Source organism: Nocardia sputorum (genome assembly GCF_027924405.1).
GTDB lineage: Bacteria > Actinomycetota > Actinomycetes > Mycobacteriales > Mycobacteriaceae > Nocardia > Nocardia sputorum.
The window spans coordinates 6,158,296-6,179,843 of the sequence record NZ_AP026978.1 but is presented as its reverse complement, the minus strand read 5'-3'; the positions used below and the strand labels follow the sequence as shown (position 1 = coordinate 6,179,843).

Annotated in this window: 5 protein-coding genes; 3 read left to right on the top strand and 2 right to left on the bottom strand. The window is 70.2% G+C overall.

Annotation, left to right across the window (positions count from 1 at the left end; all coding sequences use genetic code 11):
* Positions 1-114 precede the first annotated feature (114 nt).
* The 3 genes from QMG86_RS27735 (at position 115) to QMG86_RS27725 (ending at position 19,536) form a co-directional block, all read left to right on the top strand.
* Positions 115-16,932, top strand: a complete 16,818-nt coding sequence (locus QMG86_RS27735) for an amino acid adenylation domain-containing protein (RefSeq protein ID WP_434086217.1) — start codon at positions 115-117, stop codon at positions 16,930-16,932.
* A 235-nt stretch (positions 16,933-17,167) separates the two neighbouring features.
* A complete protein-coding gene (locus QMG86_RS27730) occupies positions 17,168-18,157 on the top strand; it encodes an alpha/beta hydrolase (protein ID WP_281881159.1) in 990 nt (329 codons plus the stop codon).
* 137 nt (positions 18,158-18,294) lie between these two features.
* A complete protein-coding gene (locus tag QMG86_RS27725) occupies positions 18,295-19,536 on the top strand; it encodes an Nramp family divalent metal transporter (RefSeq protein WP_281881158.1) in 1,242 nt (413 codons plus the stop codon).
* Between the two features lie 17 nt (positions 19,537-19,553).
* Here QMG86_RS27725 and QMG86_RS27720 read toward each other — a convergent pair whose 3' ends face one another.
* Positions 19,554-20,579, bottom strand: a complete 1,026-nt coding sequence (locus tag QMG86_RS27720; protein ID WP_281875648.1) for an SDR family oxidoreductase — start codon at positions 20,577-20,579, stop codon at positions 19,554-19,556.
* Positions 20,580-20,627: 48 nt separating this feature from the next.
* On the bottom strand, positions 20,628-21,443 hold the full coding sequence (locus QMG86_RS27715; protein WP_281875647.1) for an enoyl-CoA hydratase: 816 nt from the start codon (positions 21,441-21,443) through the stop codon (positions 20,628-20,630).
* Between the last annotated feature and the right edge of the window lie 105 nt (positions 21,444-21,548).

Sequence of the window (21,548 nt, the reverse complement as noted above, 5' to 3'; positions counted from 1 at the left end):
GGTGACGTGCGTGTGGCGACGATAGACAGGGTGAGGCAGCACGATGGTTCGGGCGGTCGGGCAGCGGTGTGACGAGACTGCGGAAGCGGTGCGCCGATGACCCGCCCGGCCCGTGTGCGTCCGACTCGGACCCGTCGCCCCCGCGTCACCACCCTGCCGCAGTTGATGGCCACCGCCGTGGAGGCCAACCCCAGCGGTGCGGCAGTGATCTTCGCCGACGCGACCAGCACCCACGCCACACTGAGCTATGCCGAGCTGGACGAACGGTCCACGCGGTTGGCGCGGCTGCTCATCGATCGGGGGGTCGGTCCGGAGGATCTGGTCGCGGTGGGTATTCCGCGGTCGGTGGAGTCCGTGGTGGCGGTGTGGGCGGTGGCGAAGACCGGTGCGGGGTTCGTGCCGGTGGATCCGAACTATCCGGCCGATCGCGTCGAGCGCATGGTCGTCGATTCCGGCGCGGTCTTCGGGCTCACCGTCGAGAAGATCCGCGCCGATTTGCCGCCCCGGGTCGAGTGGCTGTCCATCGACACCGCCGACTGCGCGCGGCGGCTGGAGGAGTTCGCCGCCGACCCGGTGACCTACACCGACCGCGTGCGTCCGCTGCGCGCGGAGCATCCCGCGTATGTCATCTACACCTCCGGCTCCACGGGCACGCCGAAGGGCGTGGTGGTCACCCAAGCGGGACTGGCGAGTTTCTGTGCCGAGCAGCGTGATCGGTATCGGGTGACGAGTGCGTCGCGGACGCTGCATTTCGCGTCGCCATCGTTCGACGCCTCGGTGCTGGAGTTGCTGCTCGCGCTCGGCGGCGCGGCCACCATGGTCGTCGCGTCCCCCACGGTGTTCGGCGGCGAGGACTTCGCGTCCCTGCTGCGCCGGGAGGCCGTGACCCACGCGTTCGTGACGCCCGCCGCGCTCGCGTCGGTGGATCCGACGGGGCTGGACGAGTTGCGCGTGGTGGTGGCCGGTGGCGAGGCGTGCCCGCCGGAGCTGGTGCGGCGCTGGGTGCTCCCGGTGTCGGGTGGGCGGACCCGGGAGTTCTTCAACGGGTACGGCCCGACCGAGACCACGATCATGACGAACATCAGCGCGCCGCTGGCGCCCGGCGAGCCGGTGACGATCGGCGCGCCGATCCGGGCCGTCACCGAGTACGTGCTGGACGAACGATTGGTCCCCGTTCCGAGCGGGGTGGCCGGTGAGCTGTACATCACCGGTGCCCAACTGGCCCGCGGCTACCACGAAAGGCGCGGGCTGACCGCGTCCCGCTTCGTGGCGAACCCATTCGACGCCAACGGTTCCCGGCTGTATCGCACCGGTGACCTGGTGCGTTGGACGCCGGATGGTGAGCTGGAGTATCTGGGTCGCAACGATTTCCAGGTGAAGATCCGGGGTTTCCGGATCGAGCTGGGTGAGATCGACGCGGTGCTGGCCGGGCACGAGACCGTCGACTTCGCGGTCACCGTGGGGCACGACCTGGACAGCGGCGTCACCATCCTCGTCGCGTATGTGCACGCCGCGCCCGGGATGGTCGCCGACGCGGCCGAACTCGCCGCCTTCGCCGAACGCATCCTGCCCGCGCACATGGTGCCGACCGTCGTCATGGTGCTGGAGGAGATTCCGCTGACCCCCGTGGGCAAGCTGGATCGCGCGGCGCTGCCCACGCCGCGCCTACAGACCAAGGTATTCCGTGCGCCGGTCGGTCCGCTGGAAGAGCTGGTCAGCGAGGTGTTCGCCGAGCTGCTCGGTCCCGGTGCGCCGGTCGGCGCGGACGACGATTTCTTCGAGCTGGGCGGCAATTCGCTGATCGCGACGCAGGTCGCCGCCCGGCTCGGCGCGGCCATCGCGGCGCGGGTGCCCGCCCGGCTGATCTTCGAGAGCCCCACCGTCGCCGCGCTGGCCGCGCGGCTGGAGCCGTTGAAGGGCGCCGGTGACCGGCACGCGTTGGTGGCGGTGGAGCGTCCGGAGCGGGTGCCGTTGTCGTTGGCGCAGCGGCGGATGTGGTTTTTGAATCAGTTCGATACCGGTTCGGCGGGGAATAATATTCCGTTCGCGGTGCGGTTGTCGGGTGTGTTGGATGTGGCGGCGTTGCGGGCGGCGGTCGCGGATGTGGTCGGGCGTCATGAGACGTTGCGGACGGTGTATCCGGCGGTGGATGGTACGGGGTATCAGGTGGTGCTGCCCGCCGCTGCGGCCGTCCCCGACCTCGCGCCGAAGCCCGTCGCCGAACACGAGCTGCCCGCGTGGCTGCGCGGCCTCGCGCTGACCGGTTTCGATGTCGCGGCGGAAGTGCCGCTGCGGATGGCGCTGGCCGAGATCGGCCCCGCCGACCACGTGGTGGCGGTGGTGGTGCATCACATCGCGGCTGACGGCGCGTCGGTCGCGCCGTTCCTGCGGGACCTGCTCAGCGCGTTCCTGTCCCGGCGTAACGGGGCGCGCCCGTCCTGGGAACCGCTGCCGGTGCAATACGCGGACTACACGCTGTGGCAGCGCGCGATGCTCGGCGACGAGAACGATCCGGAGTCGGTGGCCGCGGCCCAGATCGCCTACTGGCGGCGAGCCTTGGCGGGCATCCCCGACCGGATCGACCTACCCTCGGACCGTCCGCGCCCGCCCGTCGCCTCCGGCCGGGGCGCGGAGTACACGTTCGCGGTGGACGCCTCGGTGCATCGAGGTCTCGCCGAGTTGGCGCACAGCGCGGGCGCCTCGGAGTTCATGGTGGTGCACAGCGCGCTGGCGGTGCTGCTCGCCCGGCTCACCGGCACCGACGACATCACCATCGGCACGCCCGTGGCGGGCCGGGGTGAGCGCGAACTGGACGCGCTGATCGGCATGTTCGTCAACACCCTGGTGCTGCGCACCCGGATCGACCTCGGCGCGTCGTTCCGCACGCTGCTGGCTCAGACGAAGGAAACCGATCTGGGCGCGTTCTCGCATGCCGAGTTGCCGTTCGAGCGGTTGGTCGAGGTGCTCGACCCGGTGCGGTCGCAGGCGCATCACCCGCTGTTCCAGGTGGCGCTGTTCTTCCAGAACATGAACCGGCCGGAGATCGACCTGCCCGGGCTCTCCGCCCGCGTGCTGGAATTCGACGGCGCGGTGGCGAAATTCGATCTGCAATTGACCGTGGTGCCCGACTCCGGGGGCGAGGCGTCGGGCTTCACGGCGATGTTCACCTACGCCACCGACCTGTTCGACGAACGGACGATCGCCGAGTTCGCCTGGCGGCTGGATCGGCTGCTGACCGTCGCCGCCGCCGAGCCGGATCGGCCGATCGGCGCGATCGATCTGCTCGCTCCCGCCGAACGCGAACGCATCCTGCACGAGTGGAACGACACGCGTTACCCGGTTCCCGCCGAGTTGCTGCTGGACGGGTATCGCCGTGCGGCGGAGGCGTACGCGGACGAGGTCGCCGTGGTGTACGAGGGTGTGGAGTTGACGTTCCGTGCGTTCGATGCGCGGGTGAATCGTGTGGCGCGGTTGTTGATTTCGCAGGGTGTGGGTGCGGAGTCGTTGGTGGGGTTGGCGGTTCGCCGGTCGTTGGATCTTGTGGTGGGGATGTATGCGATCGTGGCGGCGGGTGGGGCGTATGTGCCGTTGGATCCGGATCATCCGGCCGAACGCATCGCGCACATCCTCGAGACGGCGCGGCCGGTCTGCGTGCTGACCACCTCCGCCGACGCGGTCGACGTGCCGGAAGGCACCGCGGTGCTGCTGCTGGACGCACTGAACCCGAACCGGTTCGACGATTCGCCGGTGCGCGCGGAGGAACTGCTGCGTCCGCTGCTGCCGCACCATCCGGCGTACGTGATCTTCACCTCCGGGTCCACCGGCCGCCCCAAGGGCGTCGCGATCTCGCACTTCGCGATCCAGAACCAGATCAGTTGGATGCTCGCGGCGTATCCGCTCGACGCGGACGACGTGTACTTGCAGAAGACGGCGACGACGTTCGACGTCTCGCTGTGGGGCTACTTCCTACCGCTGCGCGTGGGCGCCAAGCTGGTGGTCGCCCACCACGAGGGGCATCGTGACCCGGTGTACGTGGCGGAGACCATCGCGGCGCAAGGCGTGACGGTGACGGACTTCGTGCCGTCCATGCTGACGGTCTTCGCCGCCCACACCTCCCCCGGCTCGTGCCCGACCTTGCGTGACATCTTCGTGATCGGCGAGGCGTTGCCACCGGAGACCGTCGCCGCGGTGCGCGCGGTGACCGATGCCGCCGTGCACAACCTGTACGGCCCCACGGAGGCGGCCGTCTCGGTGACCTACTGGCCCGCGACCGCGGTGGACGAGCGCACCGTGCCGATCGGCGTACCGCAGTGGAACACGCAGGTGTACGTGCTGGACGCGCGTCTGCAACCGGTGCCGGCGGGGGTTCCGGGCGAGCTGTATCTGGCGGGGGATCAGCTGGCCCGCGGCTATGTGCGGCGTCCCGATCTGACCGCGGACCGGTTCGTCGCCGATCCGTTCGGCGATGGCGAGCGGATGTACCGCACCGGTGACCTGGTGGTCTGGCGCGCCGCCACCGACGAACTACCGCACCGGCTGGACTATCTGGGCCGGACCGATTTCCAGGTGAAGTTCCGCGGTCAGCGGATCGAGCTGGGTGAGATCGAGACGGCGCTGCTGGCGCAGCCTTCGGTGAGCCAGGCCGTGGCGGTGGTCGCGCCGTCGTCCCTGGGCGACCAATTGGTCGCCTACGCGGTACCCGCGCCCGGGTACTCGATCGAGCAGGGCGACTTGCTCGCGGCGATCGCGGAAACGTTGCCCGCCTACATGATTCCGGCTGCCATCGTGGCGCTGGACGCGTTCCCGCTGAATCCCAGCGGCAAGCTCGATCGCAAGGCGCTTCCCGAGCCGACCTTCACGGCGCGGCGATTCCGTGCGCCGGCGACGGCGGTCGAGGAAATCGTCGCCGAGGTGTTCGCGGCGGTGCTCGGCGTGGACCGGGTCGGCGCGGATGACGATTTCTTCGCGCTCGGCGGCAATTCGCTGGTCGCCACGCGGGTCGTGGCGCGTCTCGGGGCGGCGATCGATGCTCAGGTGCCGGTGCGTGCGTTGTTCGAGGCATCCACGGTCGCGGCGTTGGCGGCGGCGCTGGAGTCGCATACCGACGGTGAGCGCCGTGTGCGGCTGGGGAGTATCGCTCGTCCGGAGCAACTGCCGTTGTCGTTGGCGCAGCGGCGGATGTGGTTCCTCAACCGCTTCGACCACGTCGAGGACGCCGTCGCGGCGACCGGTTCGGCGGCCTACAACTTGCCGTTCGCGTTGCGGTTGACCGGTGCGCTGGATGTGGGCGCGCTGGGTGCGGCGCTGCGCGATGTGGTGGCGCGGCACGAGGTGCTGCGCACGGTGTATCCGGAGACGCCCGATGGTCCGGTGCAGGTGGTGCTGGCCGCGGGCCAGGTGACGCTGGATGTGGCCGAACATCCGATCGGTGCGGACGAGATCGAGCGCGAGGTGTACACGCTCGCGGCGGCCCCCTTCGATGTGACCGCCGACGTGCCTGTTCGCGTCCGGCTGCTGCGGATCGTGGACGCGCCGCAGGAGTACGTTCTCGCGGTGGTGGTGCATCACATCGCGGCGGACGCGTCGTCGATGGGTCCGTTGGTGCGGGATGTGATGGTGGCGTACGCGGCTCGTACCTCGGGCGATGTTCCGGGGTGGTCGCCGTTGCGGGTGCAGTACGCGGATTACGCGTTGTGGCAGCGTGCGGTGCTGGGGGAGGAGTCGGATCCGGAGTCGCTCGCGGCGCGGCAGATCGCGTTCTGGCGCGCCGAGCTGGCCGGGTTGCCCGACGTGCTGGAGTTGCCGACCGACCGGCCGCGGCCTGCGGTGGCTTCGCTCGCGGGTGCGCGCGTGCCCGTGACGGTGGACGCCGCGACGCATGCCGGGTTGGCGGAGCTCGCTCGTGCGCATGGCGCGACGCTGTTCATGGTGGTGCACACGGCCTTCGCGGTCTTGCTTGCTCGCCTGTCCGGCAATGCGGATATCGCCGTCGGCACGCCGGTCGCGGGGCGTGGTGAGCGGGAGCTCGATGATTTGATCGGCATGTTCGTCAATACCGTGGTGTTCCGGACGCGGTTCGAGCCGGATGAGTCGTTCGTCGGCCTGCTGGGTAAGCAGCGTGAGTCGGATCTTGCGGCGTTCGCGCATGCGGATGTGCCGTTCGAGCGGTTGGTGGAGGTGTTGAATCCGCCGCGGTCGACGGCGCGTCATCCGTTGTTCCAGGTGGGGTTGTCGTTTCAGAATGTCGCGCGTGCGGCGTTGGAGTTGCCGGGTTTGACGGTGGCGGGTGTGGATGCGGATTTGGATGTGTCGCAGTTCGATCTGCATTTGATTGTTGGTGATGCTTATGCGGAGTCGGGTGCGGCCGCGGGTATCGGCGGGTTCCTCACATACGCGACCGATCTGTTCGACCGGGCGACGGTAGAAGGGTTCGTCGCTCGGTTCTCGCGCGTCCTCGCCGCGATAGTCGCCGATCCCGCCGTCCCGGTGGGGGACATCGACATTCTCGCGGACACCGAGCGCGCCGACGTGCTCACCGCATGGAACGACACCGCCCAGCCGGTGGAGCCCGCCACCCTGGGGTCGCTGCTGCGGCGGACCGTCGCGGCAGCGCCGGGAGCGGTCGCGCTGGTCGCGGATCTGCCCGGTGGCGAACGCGCCGAGCTGAGCTACGCGGAACTGGCCGCCCGGGTGAACCGTCTGGCCCGGTACCTGATCTCGGTGGGCGTCGGCCCCGAGACCCGCGTCGCGCTCGCGTTCCGCCGATCGGTGGATCTGGTCGTCGCGATGTACGCGGTGGCCGAGGCCGGCGGAGCGTACGTACCGGTCGACCCCGACCAAGCCGCCGAGCGGACCGACTACATCCTCTCCGTCGCCGCCCCGGTCTGCGTATTGAGCGACGCGGAGTCGGACTTCGACACCGACGTCGCGCCGGTGGTGCGGCTCGAAGACCTCGAACTGACCGCGGTCGCGAGCGTGCCGCTCCGCGACGCCGAGCGAGTCGCCCCGCTGCGGCCGGAGAACACGGCCTACATCGTCTTCACGTCGGGTTCGACCGGGCGCCCGAAAGGCGTCGCGGTGCCGCACGCGGCGATCGTCAACCAATTGCTCTGGAAGGCAGCGAAATTCGAGCTGTCCCAGGACGACTCGGTGCTGTTGAAGACGGCGGCGACGTTCGATCTCTCGGTGTGGGAGTTCTGGTCGGCGGCGGTGTGTGGTGGTCGTCTGGTGATCGCCGCGCCGGATGGTCATCGGGATCCGGCGTATTTGGCCGAACTCATGGCGCGCGAGTCGGTCACTACTCTGCACGTGGTTCCGTCGATGCTGGACGCGCTGCTGGCGCACCGGCCCGCCGCGGACACGGTGGACTGGTCGCTGTGGCGGGTGTTGGCGATTGGTGAAGCGTTGCCGGGTGCGGTGGCGCAGCGGTTTTTGCGGGAGCACCCGCGCACGGAGTTGTTCAATCTTTATGGTCCGACTGAGGCGGCGGTGTCGATCACCAGTCATCGTGTGACGTCGGCTGATGAGGTGTCGGTGTCGATTGGTGCGCCGGAGTGGAACAGCCGGGTTTACGTGCTCGACTCTCGGCTGCGGCCGGTGCCGGTGGGTGTTTCCGGTGAGTTGTATCTCGCGGGTGTTCAGTTGGCGCGTGGTTACTTCGGTCGTGCGGATCTGACGGCGGATCGGTTCGTGGCGAATCCGTTCGAGTCGGGTGTGCGGATGTATCGCACGGGTGATTTGGTCGCGTGGAACGGCGACGGTGAGCTGGAGTATCGGGGTCGTACGGATTTTCAGGTGAAGATTCGTGGTTTCCGTATCGAGTTGGGTGAGATCGAGGCGGCGCTGTTGGCGTTGCCGCAGGTCGCGCAGGCGGCGGTGGTCGCGAAGTCGGATCCGAAGACCGGTGACCGTTTGGTGGCTTATATCGTTCCGGCCGCTGCGGAGGGTGGCGTTGCTGCTGGTGCGGCCGGTGGTGGTGAAGCCGTTGCCGCTGCGGTCGATGCCGGGGCCGGGGCCGGGGCCGGGGCCGGGGCCGGTGTGGATGTGGCTCGGGTGAGGTCGGAGTTGACGGCGGGTTTGCCGTCGTACATGGTGCCGTCGGTGTTCGTGGTGCTGGATGCTTTGCCGTTGAATGTGAACGGCAAGCTGGATCGGAAGGCTCTGCCGGAGCCGGAGTTCGAGGTTCAGGCGTTTCGTGCGCCGTCGACTCCGATCGAGGAGATCGTGGCTTCGGTGTTCGCCGAGGTGTTGGGTGTCGAGCGTGTCGGTGCGGATGACGATTTCTTCGCGCTGGGTGGTAATTCGTTGTTGGCGACGCAGGTCGCGGCGCGGATCGGCGCGGCACTGGACGCGCGCGTCCCCGTCCGCACGATCTTCGAGGCCTCCACCGTGGCCGGACTGGCGATCAAGGCGGAACGCGGCTTCGGCGAGCGCAAACGCGCCCCGCTGGTCGCCGGGCCCCGCCCCGACCGCATCCCGCTGTCGTTCGCGCAGCAGCGCATGTGGTTCCTGAACCAGTTCGACACCTCGGCGTCGGTCTACAACATTCCGGCCGCGATCCGGTTGTCCGGGGACTTGGACGTGGCCGCGTTGCGGCAGGCCGTCGCGGATCTGGTGGCGCGGCACGAGATTCTGCGCACGATCTACCCGCAGACGCCCGACGGCCCGGTACAGCGGATACTCGCTCCGCACGAGGTCCCGGTGGACCTGGACCCCGCGCAGATCGGCGACGGGCACGTCGCCGATGAGGCACAGCGCATCGTCGCCGCGGGCTTCGACGTGACCGTCGAGGTGCCGTTCCGCGCGCGGCTGTTCCAGCTCGCGGCCGGCGAGTACGTGCTGGTCTTCGTCGCGCACCACATCAGTGCCGACGGCTGGTCGATGGGGCCGCTGACCAGGGACCTGATGCTGGCCTACGTGGCGCGCAGCGGCGGCGCGGAGCCGTCCTGGGCGCCGCTGCCCCTCCAGTACGCCGACTACGCGCTGTGGCAGCGCGACGCGCTCGGCGACGATGACGATCCCGAGTCGATCGCTGGCGCGCAACTGGCCTACTGGACCACCGAACTCGCCGGCCTGCCCGACGAGCTGAACCTGCCCGCCGATCGCCCACGCCCGCCCGCGCAGTCCTTCGTGGGCGGCCGGACCGATTTCGTCGTGGACGCCGACGTGCACGCCGCGCTGGCCGATCTCGCGCGGCAGCACAACGCCACGTTGTTCATGGTGGTGCACACCGCGTTCGCGGTCTTCGTGGCGCGCCTGTCCGGCACCGACGACATCGCCGTCGGCACGCCCGTCGCGGGCCGCGGCGAAGCCCAACTCGACGACTTGATCGGCATGTTCGTCAACACGCTGGTGCTACGCACCCGGGTCGCGCCCGGACTCCGCTTCACCGAACTCTTGGCCCGTACGCGGGAAACGGACCTACGTGCCTTCGCCAACGCCGACATCCCGTTCGAGCGACTGGTCGAGGCGCTGGACCCCGAACGCTCGGCCGGTCGCCACCCGCTGTTCCAGGTGGCGCTGTCGTTCGAGAACCTGGCCGCCACCAGCTTCGAACTACCCGGCTTGCATTGCACGGCGCTCGACCCGGCCGTCGACACCGCGAAATTCGATCTGCTGCTGACCATCCGCGAGCAGCGCACCGCGTCCGGTGCGGAAGCCGGTCTCGCCGCCGAATTCACCTACGCCCACGATCTGTTCGACGAGCAGACCGTGGCCGAGTTCGGCCGCAGGTTCCGCCGACTCCTGGCCGCGGTCGTCCGGCGCCCGAGCACCGCGGTCGGTGACCTGGAGATCCTGGACGACTCCGAGCGCGCCGACCTGATCGCCCGTGCCGGCGCACCTGCCATGCCCCCGCGCACGCTGCCGGATCTGATGGCCGCCGCCGTCGCCGCGAACCCATCCGGCGTCGCCGTGGTCGCGGACGATCGCACCTTCAGCTACGCCGACCTCGACGCGGCCTCCGCGCAATTGGCACGTGCGCTGATCGACCGCGGTGCTGGGCCGGAGGCGCTGGTCGCCATCGCGATCCGCCGTTCGGTGGAATCCGTGCTCGCGTTGTGGGCGGTGGCCAAGACCGGAGCGGCGTTCGTCCCGATCGATCCGGCCTATCCGGCCGATCGCATCGCGCACATGGTGGCCGATTCCGGCGTGGCCCTCGGTGTGACGGTGACCGCCGAGCTGGACCACCTGCCCGTTCTGGCCGATGGCGCCTGGGTCGCCTTGGACGATCACGACTTCACCCTCGATGTCGCCGCGCGCCCGGATCAGCCGTTGCGGGACAGCGAACGACGCGGCCCGCTGCGCGCGAGCAACGCCGCGTACATGATCTACACCTCCGGCTCCACCGGGCTGCCCAAGGGCGTCGTGGTCACCCACGCCGGACTGGCGAATTTCAGCGCCGAGCAGGTGGAACGCTATCGGCTCGACCGATCCGCCCGCGCCTTGGCGTTCGCGTCGCCGTCGTTCGACGCGTCGATGCTGGAACTGCTGCTCGCGCTCGGCTCGGCGGGCGCGCTCGTGGTGGCGCCGCCGCACACCTTCGGCGGCGCGGAATTGGCCGAGCTGATCCGCGCCGAGGGAGTCACGCACGCCTTCCTCACCCCCTCGGTGCTCGCCTCGCTCGATCCGGACGCGTTGTCCGGGATGCGCGCGATCGTGGCAGGTGGTGAAGCGGTGCCCGCCGATCTGGCGGACAAGTGGACGACCGCGCCGGAGCGCGCCTTCCACAACGGTTACGGGCCCACCGAAACCACCATCATGACCAACATCAGCGACCCGCTGCGGCCCGGCGAGCCGGTCACGATCGGCGGACCGATCCGTGGCACGCGGTCGCTGGTGCTGGACGCCAGGCTGCGTCCGGTGCCCGAAGGCGTCGCGGGCGAGCTCTATCTGGGTGGCGTCCAGCTGGCGCGCGGCTACCACGCCCGCCCCGCGCTCACCGCCGCCCGGTTCGTGGCCGACCCGCACGGCGCGCCCGGCGAGCGCCTCTACCGCACCGGCGACCTGGTGCGCTGGCGCCGGGACGGGGACGCGCCGGTGCTGGAATACCTGGGCCGCAACGACTTCCAGGTAAAGGTGCGCGGCTTCCGCATCGAGCTCGGTGAGATCGACGCCGCCCTCTCCGCCCAGCCCGAAGTCGGCTTCGCCGTGACCCTCGGACGCCCGACCGGTTCCGGCGCGACCATGCTGGTCTCCTACGTGCTGCCGGCGAAAGACGCCACGATAGACCAGGCCGCGCTGACCGAGCGGATCGGGCGCACGCTGCCGGAGTACATGGTTCCGGCGGCGATCGTCGTGCTCGACGCGATTCCGCTGACCCCCGTGGGCAAGCTGGATCGCAAGGCGCTGCCGGAGCCGGAGGCGCGGACCCGCGCCTATCGCCCGCCGCGCACCCCGGCCGAACTGGTGATCGCCGAAGTGATCGGCGAGGTGCTCGGACTCGAACGGGTCGGACTGGACGACGACTTCTTCGCCCTCGGCGGCGACAGCATCGTGTCCATCCAGGTGGTCTCCCGGTCGCGCGCCCGCGGCGTGACCTTCGCGCCGCGCGATGTCTTCGAATGCCGGACCGTCGCCGCGCTGGCCCGCGCCGCCGCGGTGGCGGGCGGCCCCGGCGACGAGGCGGGCGAACTACCGCTGACACCGGACGCGGCGCGCATGCTGGACGAGGGCATCGAAGTGCGGGCCATCACCCTCGACGTCCCCGAGACCTGCTCGGTCGAGACGGTGCGGCATGCGGTGGCCGCCGTGCTCGACCAGCACCCGATGCTGTGGGTGCAGGTGCGCTACGGCGACGACGGCGCGCCGGTGCTGCGCATCCCGCCCGCCGCCGAGCGCACCGGCGAGGCCTTCCGCAGGCTGGACCCGGAGCGTGGCGAGACTTCGCTGCCCATCGACGATGTGGTGCAGGCGGTCGCGGCCGCCCTGGACCCCGAGCAGGGCCGCAACATCTACTTCGTGCTCACCGGCGGTCCCGAGGCCCGCTCCACGCTGCTCGTCGTGGCCAGCAGCCTGGTGGTCGACGACGTCTCCTGGCGGGCCGTCGTCGACCAGCTCACCGCGCGCTGGAACCGGGCCCGGCACGCCGCGCCCGCGAGCCGCGAGTCCGGCCTCGGCCCGCTCATCCGGGCCCTGTCGGCCAAGGCGCACGATCCGGTCACGGTAGCCGAAATGGACTGGTGGCGACGAGCTCTCGGTTCCGTCCCGGAGGGTGCGGGGACCGAGGGACGAGACCTGCGCGCACGCAGCCGGGTCTCGCTCACCATCACGGCGGAGGGTGCCGCGGCCGTCGCCGCTGCCGCCGAGGCCTATCACGCCGGGGTGGACGACATCCTGCTCACCGCGCTGGCACTGGCCCTGCAGACCTCCGCGGGGGAGGCCGTCACGCGCGCGATCGGGTCGGTCGTCCGGCTGCCTTCCGACGGGCGCGTGGTCACCCAGGCCGACGCGGAGAGCACGGTGGGCGGTTTCGTCACCGAATATCCGCTGCCGTTGCGGTTGACCAGGATCGACATCGAGGACGCCCTGATCGGCGGCCCCGCGGCGGGCACGGCGATCGCGCAGATCAAGGAGCTGCGGCGTTCGGTGCCCTCCCGCGGCGCCGGCTACGGACTGCTGCGCTATCTCAACGCCGAGACCGCCGCCGAACTGCGCGGGCTCGGCCGTGGCCGGTTCGCGCTGCGCTACCGGGATCTGCGCCCGGCGCGGGTGCACACCGACATCCCGTCCGACGATCTGCTGCTCGTGCTGACCGTCGACGCCACCGACGAGGGCTTGCTCGCCCGGTTCGACTTCGCCGCCGCCGCGTTCCGCGGTGAGGACGCGAAAACCTTCGCCGAGCATTGGATTCGCGCGCTCGGCGGCCTCGCCGAGCACGGCCTGCGCCCGGACGCGGGCGGTTTCACGCCGTCGGACTTCCCGCTGGTGCGGCTCAAGCAACCCGACATCGATCGCTTCGCCCGCGCCTACCCGGACCTGTCCGACGCCTGGCCGCTCACGCCGCTGCAATCGGGCATGCTGTTCCACGCCCTGCTCGCCGAGCACTCGGTGGACGTCTACACCACCCAGTTCGTGCTCGATCTCGGCGGCGCGGTGGACGCGCGCCGGATGCAGGCGGCCGCGCAGGCGGTGCTGGACCGGCACGACAACCTGCGGGTCGCCTTCGCCGACGACAGCGAAGGCAAGCCCGTGCAGATCGTGCAGGAGTCGCTGGAGGTGCCGTGGCGGCTGATCGATCTGTCTCAGCTGGAACCGGGCGCGGCCGACACCGAGCTGGACCGGATCAAGGCGGCCGACCTGGCCGACCACTTCGACATGCGGACCGCGCCGCTTCTGCGTTTCGCGCTGATCCGTTCCGCCGCCGCCCGGTACCACTTGCTGGTGACCAGCCATCACATCCTGATCGACGGCTGGTCCATGCCGCTGTTGCTGAAGGACCTGCTCACGCTGTACGCGTTCGGCGGCAACTCCCGTCAGCTGCCCGCGGTGCGGTCCTACCGGGACTACCTGGCGTGGCTGGTCGCCCAGGACGCGGAGGCCGCCCGCGCCGCGTGGCGCACCGCGCTGGCCGGGATCACCGAGCCGACGCCGCTGGCGCCGGCCGACCCCGGCCGCGAGATCTCCGCGGGCGTCGGCGAGGTCGGCTTCGAGCTGTCCCAGGCCGACACCACCGCGCTGACCCGGCTGGCTTCCGGTCTCGGCGTCACGGTGAACACCGTGGTGCAGGCGGCCTGGGGTCTGCTGATCGGGCGCACCGTCGATCGTGACGACGTGGTCTTCGGCGCCACCGTTTCCGGCCGCCCGCCGCGGCTCGACGGCGTCGAGGCGATGGTCGGCCTGTTCCTCAACGCGATTCCGGTGCGGGTGCGGCTGGAGGCGACGCACACGCTCGCCGGACTGCTGCGCCAGTTGCAGGCCGAGCAGGCGGCGCTGCTCGATTACCACTACCTGGGGTTGAGCGAGATCCAGGAAGCCGTCGGCGTGGAGGGCTTGTTCGACTCGCTCGTGGTGTTCGAGTCGTTCCCGGTGGACCGGGAGGGCCTGGATCAGGCGGGCGCCATCGACGGGATGAACGTCATCGGCGTCGGCGCGGTCAACGGCACCCACTACCCGTTCACCGTGATGGTGGTGCTGGACAGCCGGTTGCGCGTGTCGGTGAAATACCTGCGCGACGTGACCGGCGAACCGGCGGCGCTCGCGCTCGCGCAGCGGTTGTCGGCGCTGATCGGCCGTTTCGTGACCACTCCGCAAGCGCGGGTCGGCGACATCGATGTCCTGCTGGCGGACGAGCGCGCCGAGCTGGCCGCGCGCAACGCCACCGACGTGCCGGAACTGCTCGACGGCGCGACGTTGCCGTCGCTGTTCGACGCGCAGGTGGCGCGCACCCCGGACGCGCCCGCGGTGCGCTTCGGCGACACCACGCTCAGCTACGCCGAATTCGACTCGCGCGTCCGGTCCCTGGCCGTCGAGCTGATGCGCTGGGGCGTCGGCCCGGAGACGCTGGTCGCCGTGGCCATGCGGCGCGGCATCGACTTGGTCGTCGCGATCTACGCGGTGTTGCGCGCGGGCGGCGGCTACGTTCCGATCGATCCGGATCACCCGGCCGAGCGCAGCGAGTACGTCCTCGACAGCGCCGCTCCGATCTGCGTCCTGACCACCACCGCGGACGCGTTCGACACCGCGACCGGCGTGCCGGTGGTCGCGGTGGACACGCTGTATCTGCTGCCGTACGAGGGCCCGTGGCCGCAGGAATACGTCCGCCCGGACACCGTCGCCTACGTCATCTACACCTCGGGCTCGACCGGTCGCCCCAAGGGCGTGATGATCACCCACCGGCAGATGGTCAACCAGTTCCGCTGGGCGCAGTCGGTCTACCCGCACGACGGCGGTGACGTGGTGCTGCACAAAACGCCGATCACCTTCGACATCTCCGCATGGGAGTTGTTCTGGCCGTTGCAGACCGGGGCGTCGATCGTGGTCGCCGCGCCCGACGGCCATCGCGACCCGGCCTATCTGGCCCGCCTCATCGTCGAGAACGCCGTCACCACGGTGCACTTCGTGCCGTCGATGCTGGACGCGTTCCTGGACCCGGTGGCCAACCCGGTCGCGGGGTACCCGTCGCTGCGGCGGGTGTTCGCCGCCGGCGAGGCGTTGCCGGGGGAGACGGCGGCGCGTTTCGCCGCGATGGCGCCCGCCGCCGTGCTGGTCAACTGGTACGGCCCCGCCGAAGCCACCGTGGTCACCGACCACCTGGTCGGTGACACCGCCGCGGTGACGGTCCCGATCGGTCTTCCGGTGGCCAATACCCGCGTGCACGTGCTCGACCGGCGGCTGCGGCCGGTGCCGCCGGGCGCGGCGGGCGAGTTGTACGTCGAGGGTGTGCAATTGGCGCGCGGCTATCTCGGCGCGCCGGCTCTCACCGCCGAGCGATTCGTCGCGCACGCCGGCGGCACGCGCCTGTATCGCACCGGCGACATCGTGCGCTGGCGCGACGGATCGCTGGAATACCTCGGGCGCGGCGACTTCCAGGTCAAGCTGCGCGGCCAGCGCGTGGAACTCGGGGAGATCGAGGCCGTGCTGACCGGTCACCCCCAGGTGCGGCATGCCGCGGTCTCGGTGGTGCGTGGCGCCACGGGTGACCGGCTGGTCGCCTACGTGGTCGCCGCGCCCGCGGAGAGCGTCGACGAGGCCGCGCTGCTCCGGCACGCCCGCGCCGCGCTGCCGTCGTACATGGTGCCCTCGGCGGTCGTCGAGCTCGCCGAACTGCCACTCAACGCGAGCGGCAAACTCGACCGCAAGGCGCTGCCCGAGCCGCGGTTGGTGACGCGTCCGTACCGCGCGCCCGGCACGCCGCTGGAGCGGACCGTGGTCGAGGTGTTCGACGCGGTGCTCGAGCCCGGCGCCGGACAGCGGGTCGGCATGGACGACGACTTCTTCGACCTGGGCGGCACCTCGCTGGTCGCCACGCGCGCGGTCAGCAGGCTGCGCGCGCTCACCGGCGCCGAGGTGCGGGTGCAGTGGTTCTTCACCGATCCCACCCCGGCGGCGCTGGCGGCCCGCATCCTGGCCGCGCTGGCCGACGACCACGACTACGACCAGGACTCGAACGCGGCGCTCGGCGTACTGCTGCCGATCCGGACCATGGTGCCGCACGACGTGGCCGCCGCCCAGCCGCTGTTCTGCCTGCATCCGATGTACGGCTTGTCCTGGTGCTACGCGGGTCTGGCGCGCTACGTGGCCGCGAGCACGCCGATCTTCGGCCTGCAGTCGCCCGCGCTCACCGAGGAGGGCTACCTGCCTGCGTCGCTGGCGGAGATGGCGCACCGCTATGTGGCCGAAATCCGCGCGGTGCAGCCGCACGGCCCCTACCGGCTGCTCGGCTGGTCGCTCGGCGGTGTGCTGGCGCACGCGGTGGCCACCCAGTTGCAGGCGGCGGGGGAGGAGATCGGGCTGCTCACCATGCTCGACAGCCACCCGGACATCGACGTCACCGACTTCCGGGCGGCGATCCGCGAGGCGCTGGCCGAACTCGGCATCGGCGCGGACGCTCTGCTGCCCGGCGACGGCGACGTGCGCGATCTGAGCGACGAGGCGCTGGCCGCGCTGCACGCCACCATCCCGCCGGACATGGCGGTGCTCACCCCCGAGCGGGTGCGCCGGATCTACCGCAGCGCCGTGCGCTCGGCCGAGCTGATCGCCGAGCACCGGCCCGACGTCTTCCGCGGCCGCTTGGACTACTTCAGCGCGGCCGGTCACGACACCGCGGCGGACGGCTGGCAACCTTACGTCGACGGCCGGGTCGACGATCATCCCGTCGGCGTCTCACACGACCAGATGACGTCACCGGAAGCGCTGGCGCAGATCGGCCCCAGATTGTCCGAGTTGCTGGATCCCCCGGGATGGGAAGCGACACGGAACATGGGGCGGTCATGATCGGACCGACACCGTTCCGGCATGATGGGCAACGGTGCGGTAACGAAGTCCCCTGTCGTGACGACTACATAGGCCGTATGGTCGGGCGTGATGCTGGGCATCCACCCGGCGCGTGGGGCATGCAGAGCGAATCTCGAGACGAAGCGAAGGTGCGAAATTGATACGTCGACAGAGCCGGCGCGGTGGCCTGCGGGCCGCGGCCGCGATCGCGGCAACCGCGGTGCTCGCGGGAATGATGACCGGTCTCGGCGCGTCCAGCGCGACAGCTGACCCGATCATCGATTCCAAGAGTCTGCTGGCCGACCCGGTCGCCCCGGACGGTTCGCGTATCACCAAGGCCGAGTACAAGGACGCGCGCAGCATCCGCCTGTACGTGTACTCGGCGGCGATGGACGAGAAGATCATCATCGACGTCCAGCGGCCGGCCGACGCCTCGGTGCCGCGCCCCACGCTGTACCTGCTCAACGGCGCGGGCGGTGGCGAGGACGAGGCCTCGTGGCAGGCGAAGACCGACGCGCTGCAGTTCCTGTCGGACAAGAACGTCAACGTGATCCAGCCGATCGGCGGCAAGTGGAGCTACTACACCGACTGGATCAAGGACGACCCGGTACTCGGCCGCAACAAGTGGAAGACCTTCTTCACCGAGGAGCTGCCTCCGCTGGTCGACGGCGCGCTGGGCACCAACGGCGTGAACGCGATCGCCGGCCTGTCCACGTCGGGCACCACGGTGCTGGCGCTGCCGATCGCCAAGCCGGGCCTCTACAAGGCGGCCGCGGCCTACAGCGGTTGCGCGCAGACCAGTGACCCGGTCGGCTCCGAGTTCGTCAAGCTGACCGTCGAGACCTGGGGCGGCGGCAACACCGACAACATGTGGGGCCCCGAGGGCGGCCCGGAGTGGGTGGCCAACGACCCGTACGTGAACGCCGAGGGGTTGCGTGGGCTCGACCTCTACATCTCCACCGGCAACGGCCTGCCCGGCCAGTACGACACGCTCAACGGTCAGTACGCCCTCCCCGGCGCGTACGGCCTGGCCAACCAGATCATCATCGGCGGCGTGATCGAGGCGGGCACCAACTACTGCACGCACAACCTGCAGAACCGGCTGAACGAACTGGGCATCCCGGCCACCTACAACTTCCGCAACTCGGGCACGCACTCGTGGGGCTACTGGCGCGACGAGTTCCAGCTGTCGTGGCCCGTGCTGGCCAAGGGTCTCGGTATCTGAGCGCCGCCGCATAGCGCCGGACGCCCCGGCCGAGTTCCCTCGACCGCCTGGTCGCACATTGATGCGACCAGGCGGTCTGCTTTTTGAGCCAGCCGTCAACGAAAAGTTCGGGAACCCGTAAAATTCTGTTCGTGGGTATCACGCTGGCCGAGTCGACCAAGTCCGTCACCGGGCGAGCGCGTGCCGCGACGGTGCTGCTCGGCCCGGCGTTCGTCGCGGCCATCGCGTACGTCGATCCCGGCAACGTCGCGTCCAATATCAGTGCGGGGGCGCAATTCGGCTACCTCCTCGTCTGGGTCATCGTCCTGGCCAACGTGATGGCTGGGCTGGTGCAGTTCCTCTCGGCCAAGCTCGGGCTGGTGACCGGGTGGTCGCTGCCGGAGGCGGTGCGGGCGAAGGCGAGCGGCCCGGTCCGGCTGGCGTACTGGGGTCAGGCCGAGACGGTGGCGATGGCCACCGACCTGGCCGAGGTGGTGGGCGGCGCGATCGCGCTGCATCTGCTGTTCGGGCTGCCGCTGCTGCTCGGCGGCGCGATCACCGGCGCGGTGTCGATGGGTCTGCTGCTGGTGCAGGACCGCCGCGGGCAGCAACCGTTCGAGCGGGTGATCACCGGGATGCTCGCGATCATCGCGATCGGATTCCTGGCGAGCGTGGTGATCGCGCCGCCATCGCCCGGGGGCACGGCAGGCGGTCTGGTGCCGCGTTTCCAAGGCACCGAGAGCGTGTTGCTGGCCGCGGCGATGATCGGCGCGACGGTCATGCCGCACGCGGTCTATCTGCATTCCGGCCTCGCCCGCGACCGGCACGGGCATCCGGCGGCAGGGCCGCTGCGCACCAGGCTCCTGCGGATCACCAAGGTCGACGTCGGCCTGGCCATGGTGCTGGCGGGCACGGTGAACCTGGCCATGCTGCTGATGGCGGCCAACACCTTGCGCGGCAGGAATGTGGAGACCATCGAAGACGCGCACGCCGCGGTCGGCGACGTCCTGGGCCCCGCCGCCGCGCTGCTGCTCGCGATCGGCCTGCTCGCCTCCGGCCTGGCCTCGACGTCGGTCGGCGCCTACGCGGGCGCGATGATCATGCAGGGCTTGTTGCACAAGCGGATCCCGCTGCTCACGCGCAGGCTGATCACGTTGATCCCGGCCATCGCGGTCCTGGCGCTCGGCATCGACCCGACGCGCGCGCTGATCATCTCTCAGGTGGTGCTGTCGTTCGGCATTCCCTTCGCGCTGATTCCCTTGGTGCGCTTCACGAGTGACCGCGCGCTGATGGGCGCGGACGTCAACCACCGCGTGACCACCGCGCTGGCCTGGACGGTCGCCGCGATCATCTCCGTGCTCAACGCGGCGCTGATCTATCTCACCGTCACCGGCCGGTAGCCGGTGACGCGCGCCGGTCAGACCCAGTTCTCGATCCAGTACTTCCAGATCCGCGGTGCGTAGGCGTCCAACGGCGGAACCCTGATGTCGGTGCCCGCCAGCGCCGCGCTGGTGTGCCTGCAGTCGAACCAGCAGGCGAACTCGCTGTGCTCCAGCACGTCCAGTGGTACGCCGACCCGGGGCAGCAGCCAGTTCACGCCGGGGACGCGCAACATCATGTCCAGGGTGCGCTTGGGCATCACCTCCACCAAGTGCGGCGCGCCCGCCTCGTCGGCGAACAGGTTCAGCGCGTCGACCGCGCTCTGCCTGCGCGGATCCACCAGGTGATAGGTCGTCTTGTCCGAACCGGGGCGGTGTGCGATGTGGTCGAGGGCGCGGGCGACGAAATCCACCGGCACCATGTTGGTCTCGCCCAGTCTGGGCACCAGCACCGGCAGCAGCCTGGGCAGCTGCGCGCCCATGCGCAGCAGGCGGAAGAAGTAGTACGGACCGTCGATCCGATCGATCTCGCCGGTGCGGGAATGCCCGATCACGATCGACGGCCGGTAGATCCGCCAGCGCAACGACGACTCCCGCACGATGCGCTCGGCCTCGAACCTGGCCCGCTGCGCCGGCGTGGTCAGTGTCTGGCCGTGATCGAACATGTCCTCGGTGAACAGGCCGGTGCTGGTCCCGGCCACCTCGACGGTCGAGAGGTGGTGCAGCAGATCGACCCCCAGCTCCTCGGCGACGTCGACCAGGTGCCTGGTGCCGCCGCCGCGCTCGGTCAGGTCGTAGCCCGCGGCCAGATGGAAGACGTGCTCGATGGCGCCGCGATGGCGGGCCAGCCAGGTCGGGTCGATGCCCAGTCCCGGGGCGCCCAGATCGCCGCGCACCGGACGGACGCGGTCGCCGCCCGCCCATTCCTGCGCGCAGCAGGCGAACCGGTCGGCCGAGGCGTCGCCCGGCCGGACCAGCACATGGATGTCACCCTCGCGTTTCAGCAGCTCGGGGATGAGGAACCGACCGATGAACCCAGTTGCCCCGGTAACCAGGTAAGTCATAGCCGATGAACATAGTCGCCTGCCGGTTGCTGGGTTGCGGCGGGCCGATCAGTCGGCGAAGACGGGCTTGCGCTTGGTGAGCATCGCGGTGGCGCCCTCGACGAAATCGGGCGAGCGCAGCAGCTCGGTCTGCCCCGCCTTCTCGGCGGCCAGGGCCGCGTCGAGCGAGGCCAGCGTGGCCTGGTTCAGCGCCTGCTTGGTGAGCTCCAGCGCGCGGCGCGGACCGGTGGCGATCTTCTGGACGCCCGCCTCGACCGCGGCATCGAGCTCGTCGTCGGGCACGACCGTGGTGAACAGCCCGGCGGCCGCCGCCTCCCGGGCGGGCAGCCGCTCGCCGAGCAGTGCCATCCGCGCCGCCAGCGGGCGGCCCGCCGCGGCGGCGACCAGCGCGGCCGCCCCGCCGTCGGGCATCAGGCCGATGTTGATGAAGGCCAGCAGCAGGTAGGAGTCCTCGCTCGCGTAGACCAGGTCGGCGGCCAGCGCGATGCCGACGCCGACGCCCGCCGCGGCGCCCCGGATGCGCACGATCACCGGGACCGGCGCGTCGACGATGGCGCGCACCAGCCGGTTCGCCGCGTCCATGACCATGTCCGAGGTGATGCCCCGCTGCGCCTCGCCCGCGCTCGCGGAGAGATCCGCGCCGGTGCAGAAATCGCCGCCCTCGCCGGTGAGTACGATCGCCCGCACCGCGCGATCCTCGGCCGCCGTGCGGAAGGCGTCCCCGAGCGCGACCATGGTGTCGTAATCGATGGCGTTCTTCCGCTTGGGGTTGGTGATCGTGATCCGGAGCACCTTGCCGTCCTGGACCGCGGTGAACTTCGCGGCGGCGGGTGCGGCCGGGGCCGCGGAATCGTTGTTGCTCATGTTTGCTCCTAAGCTGCAATTCGGCGGACGCCAGGCCGTGAATAGTGGTTAACATTGCGAATTGTGGTTAACTTAGGTTCCAATATCGGGCGCTGTCAACCAGCG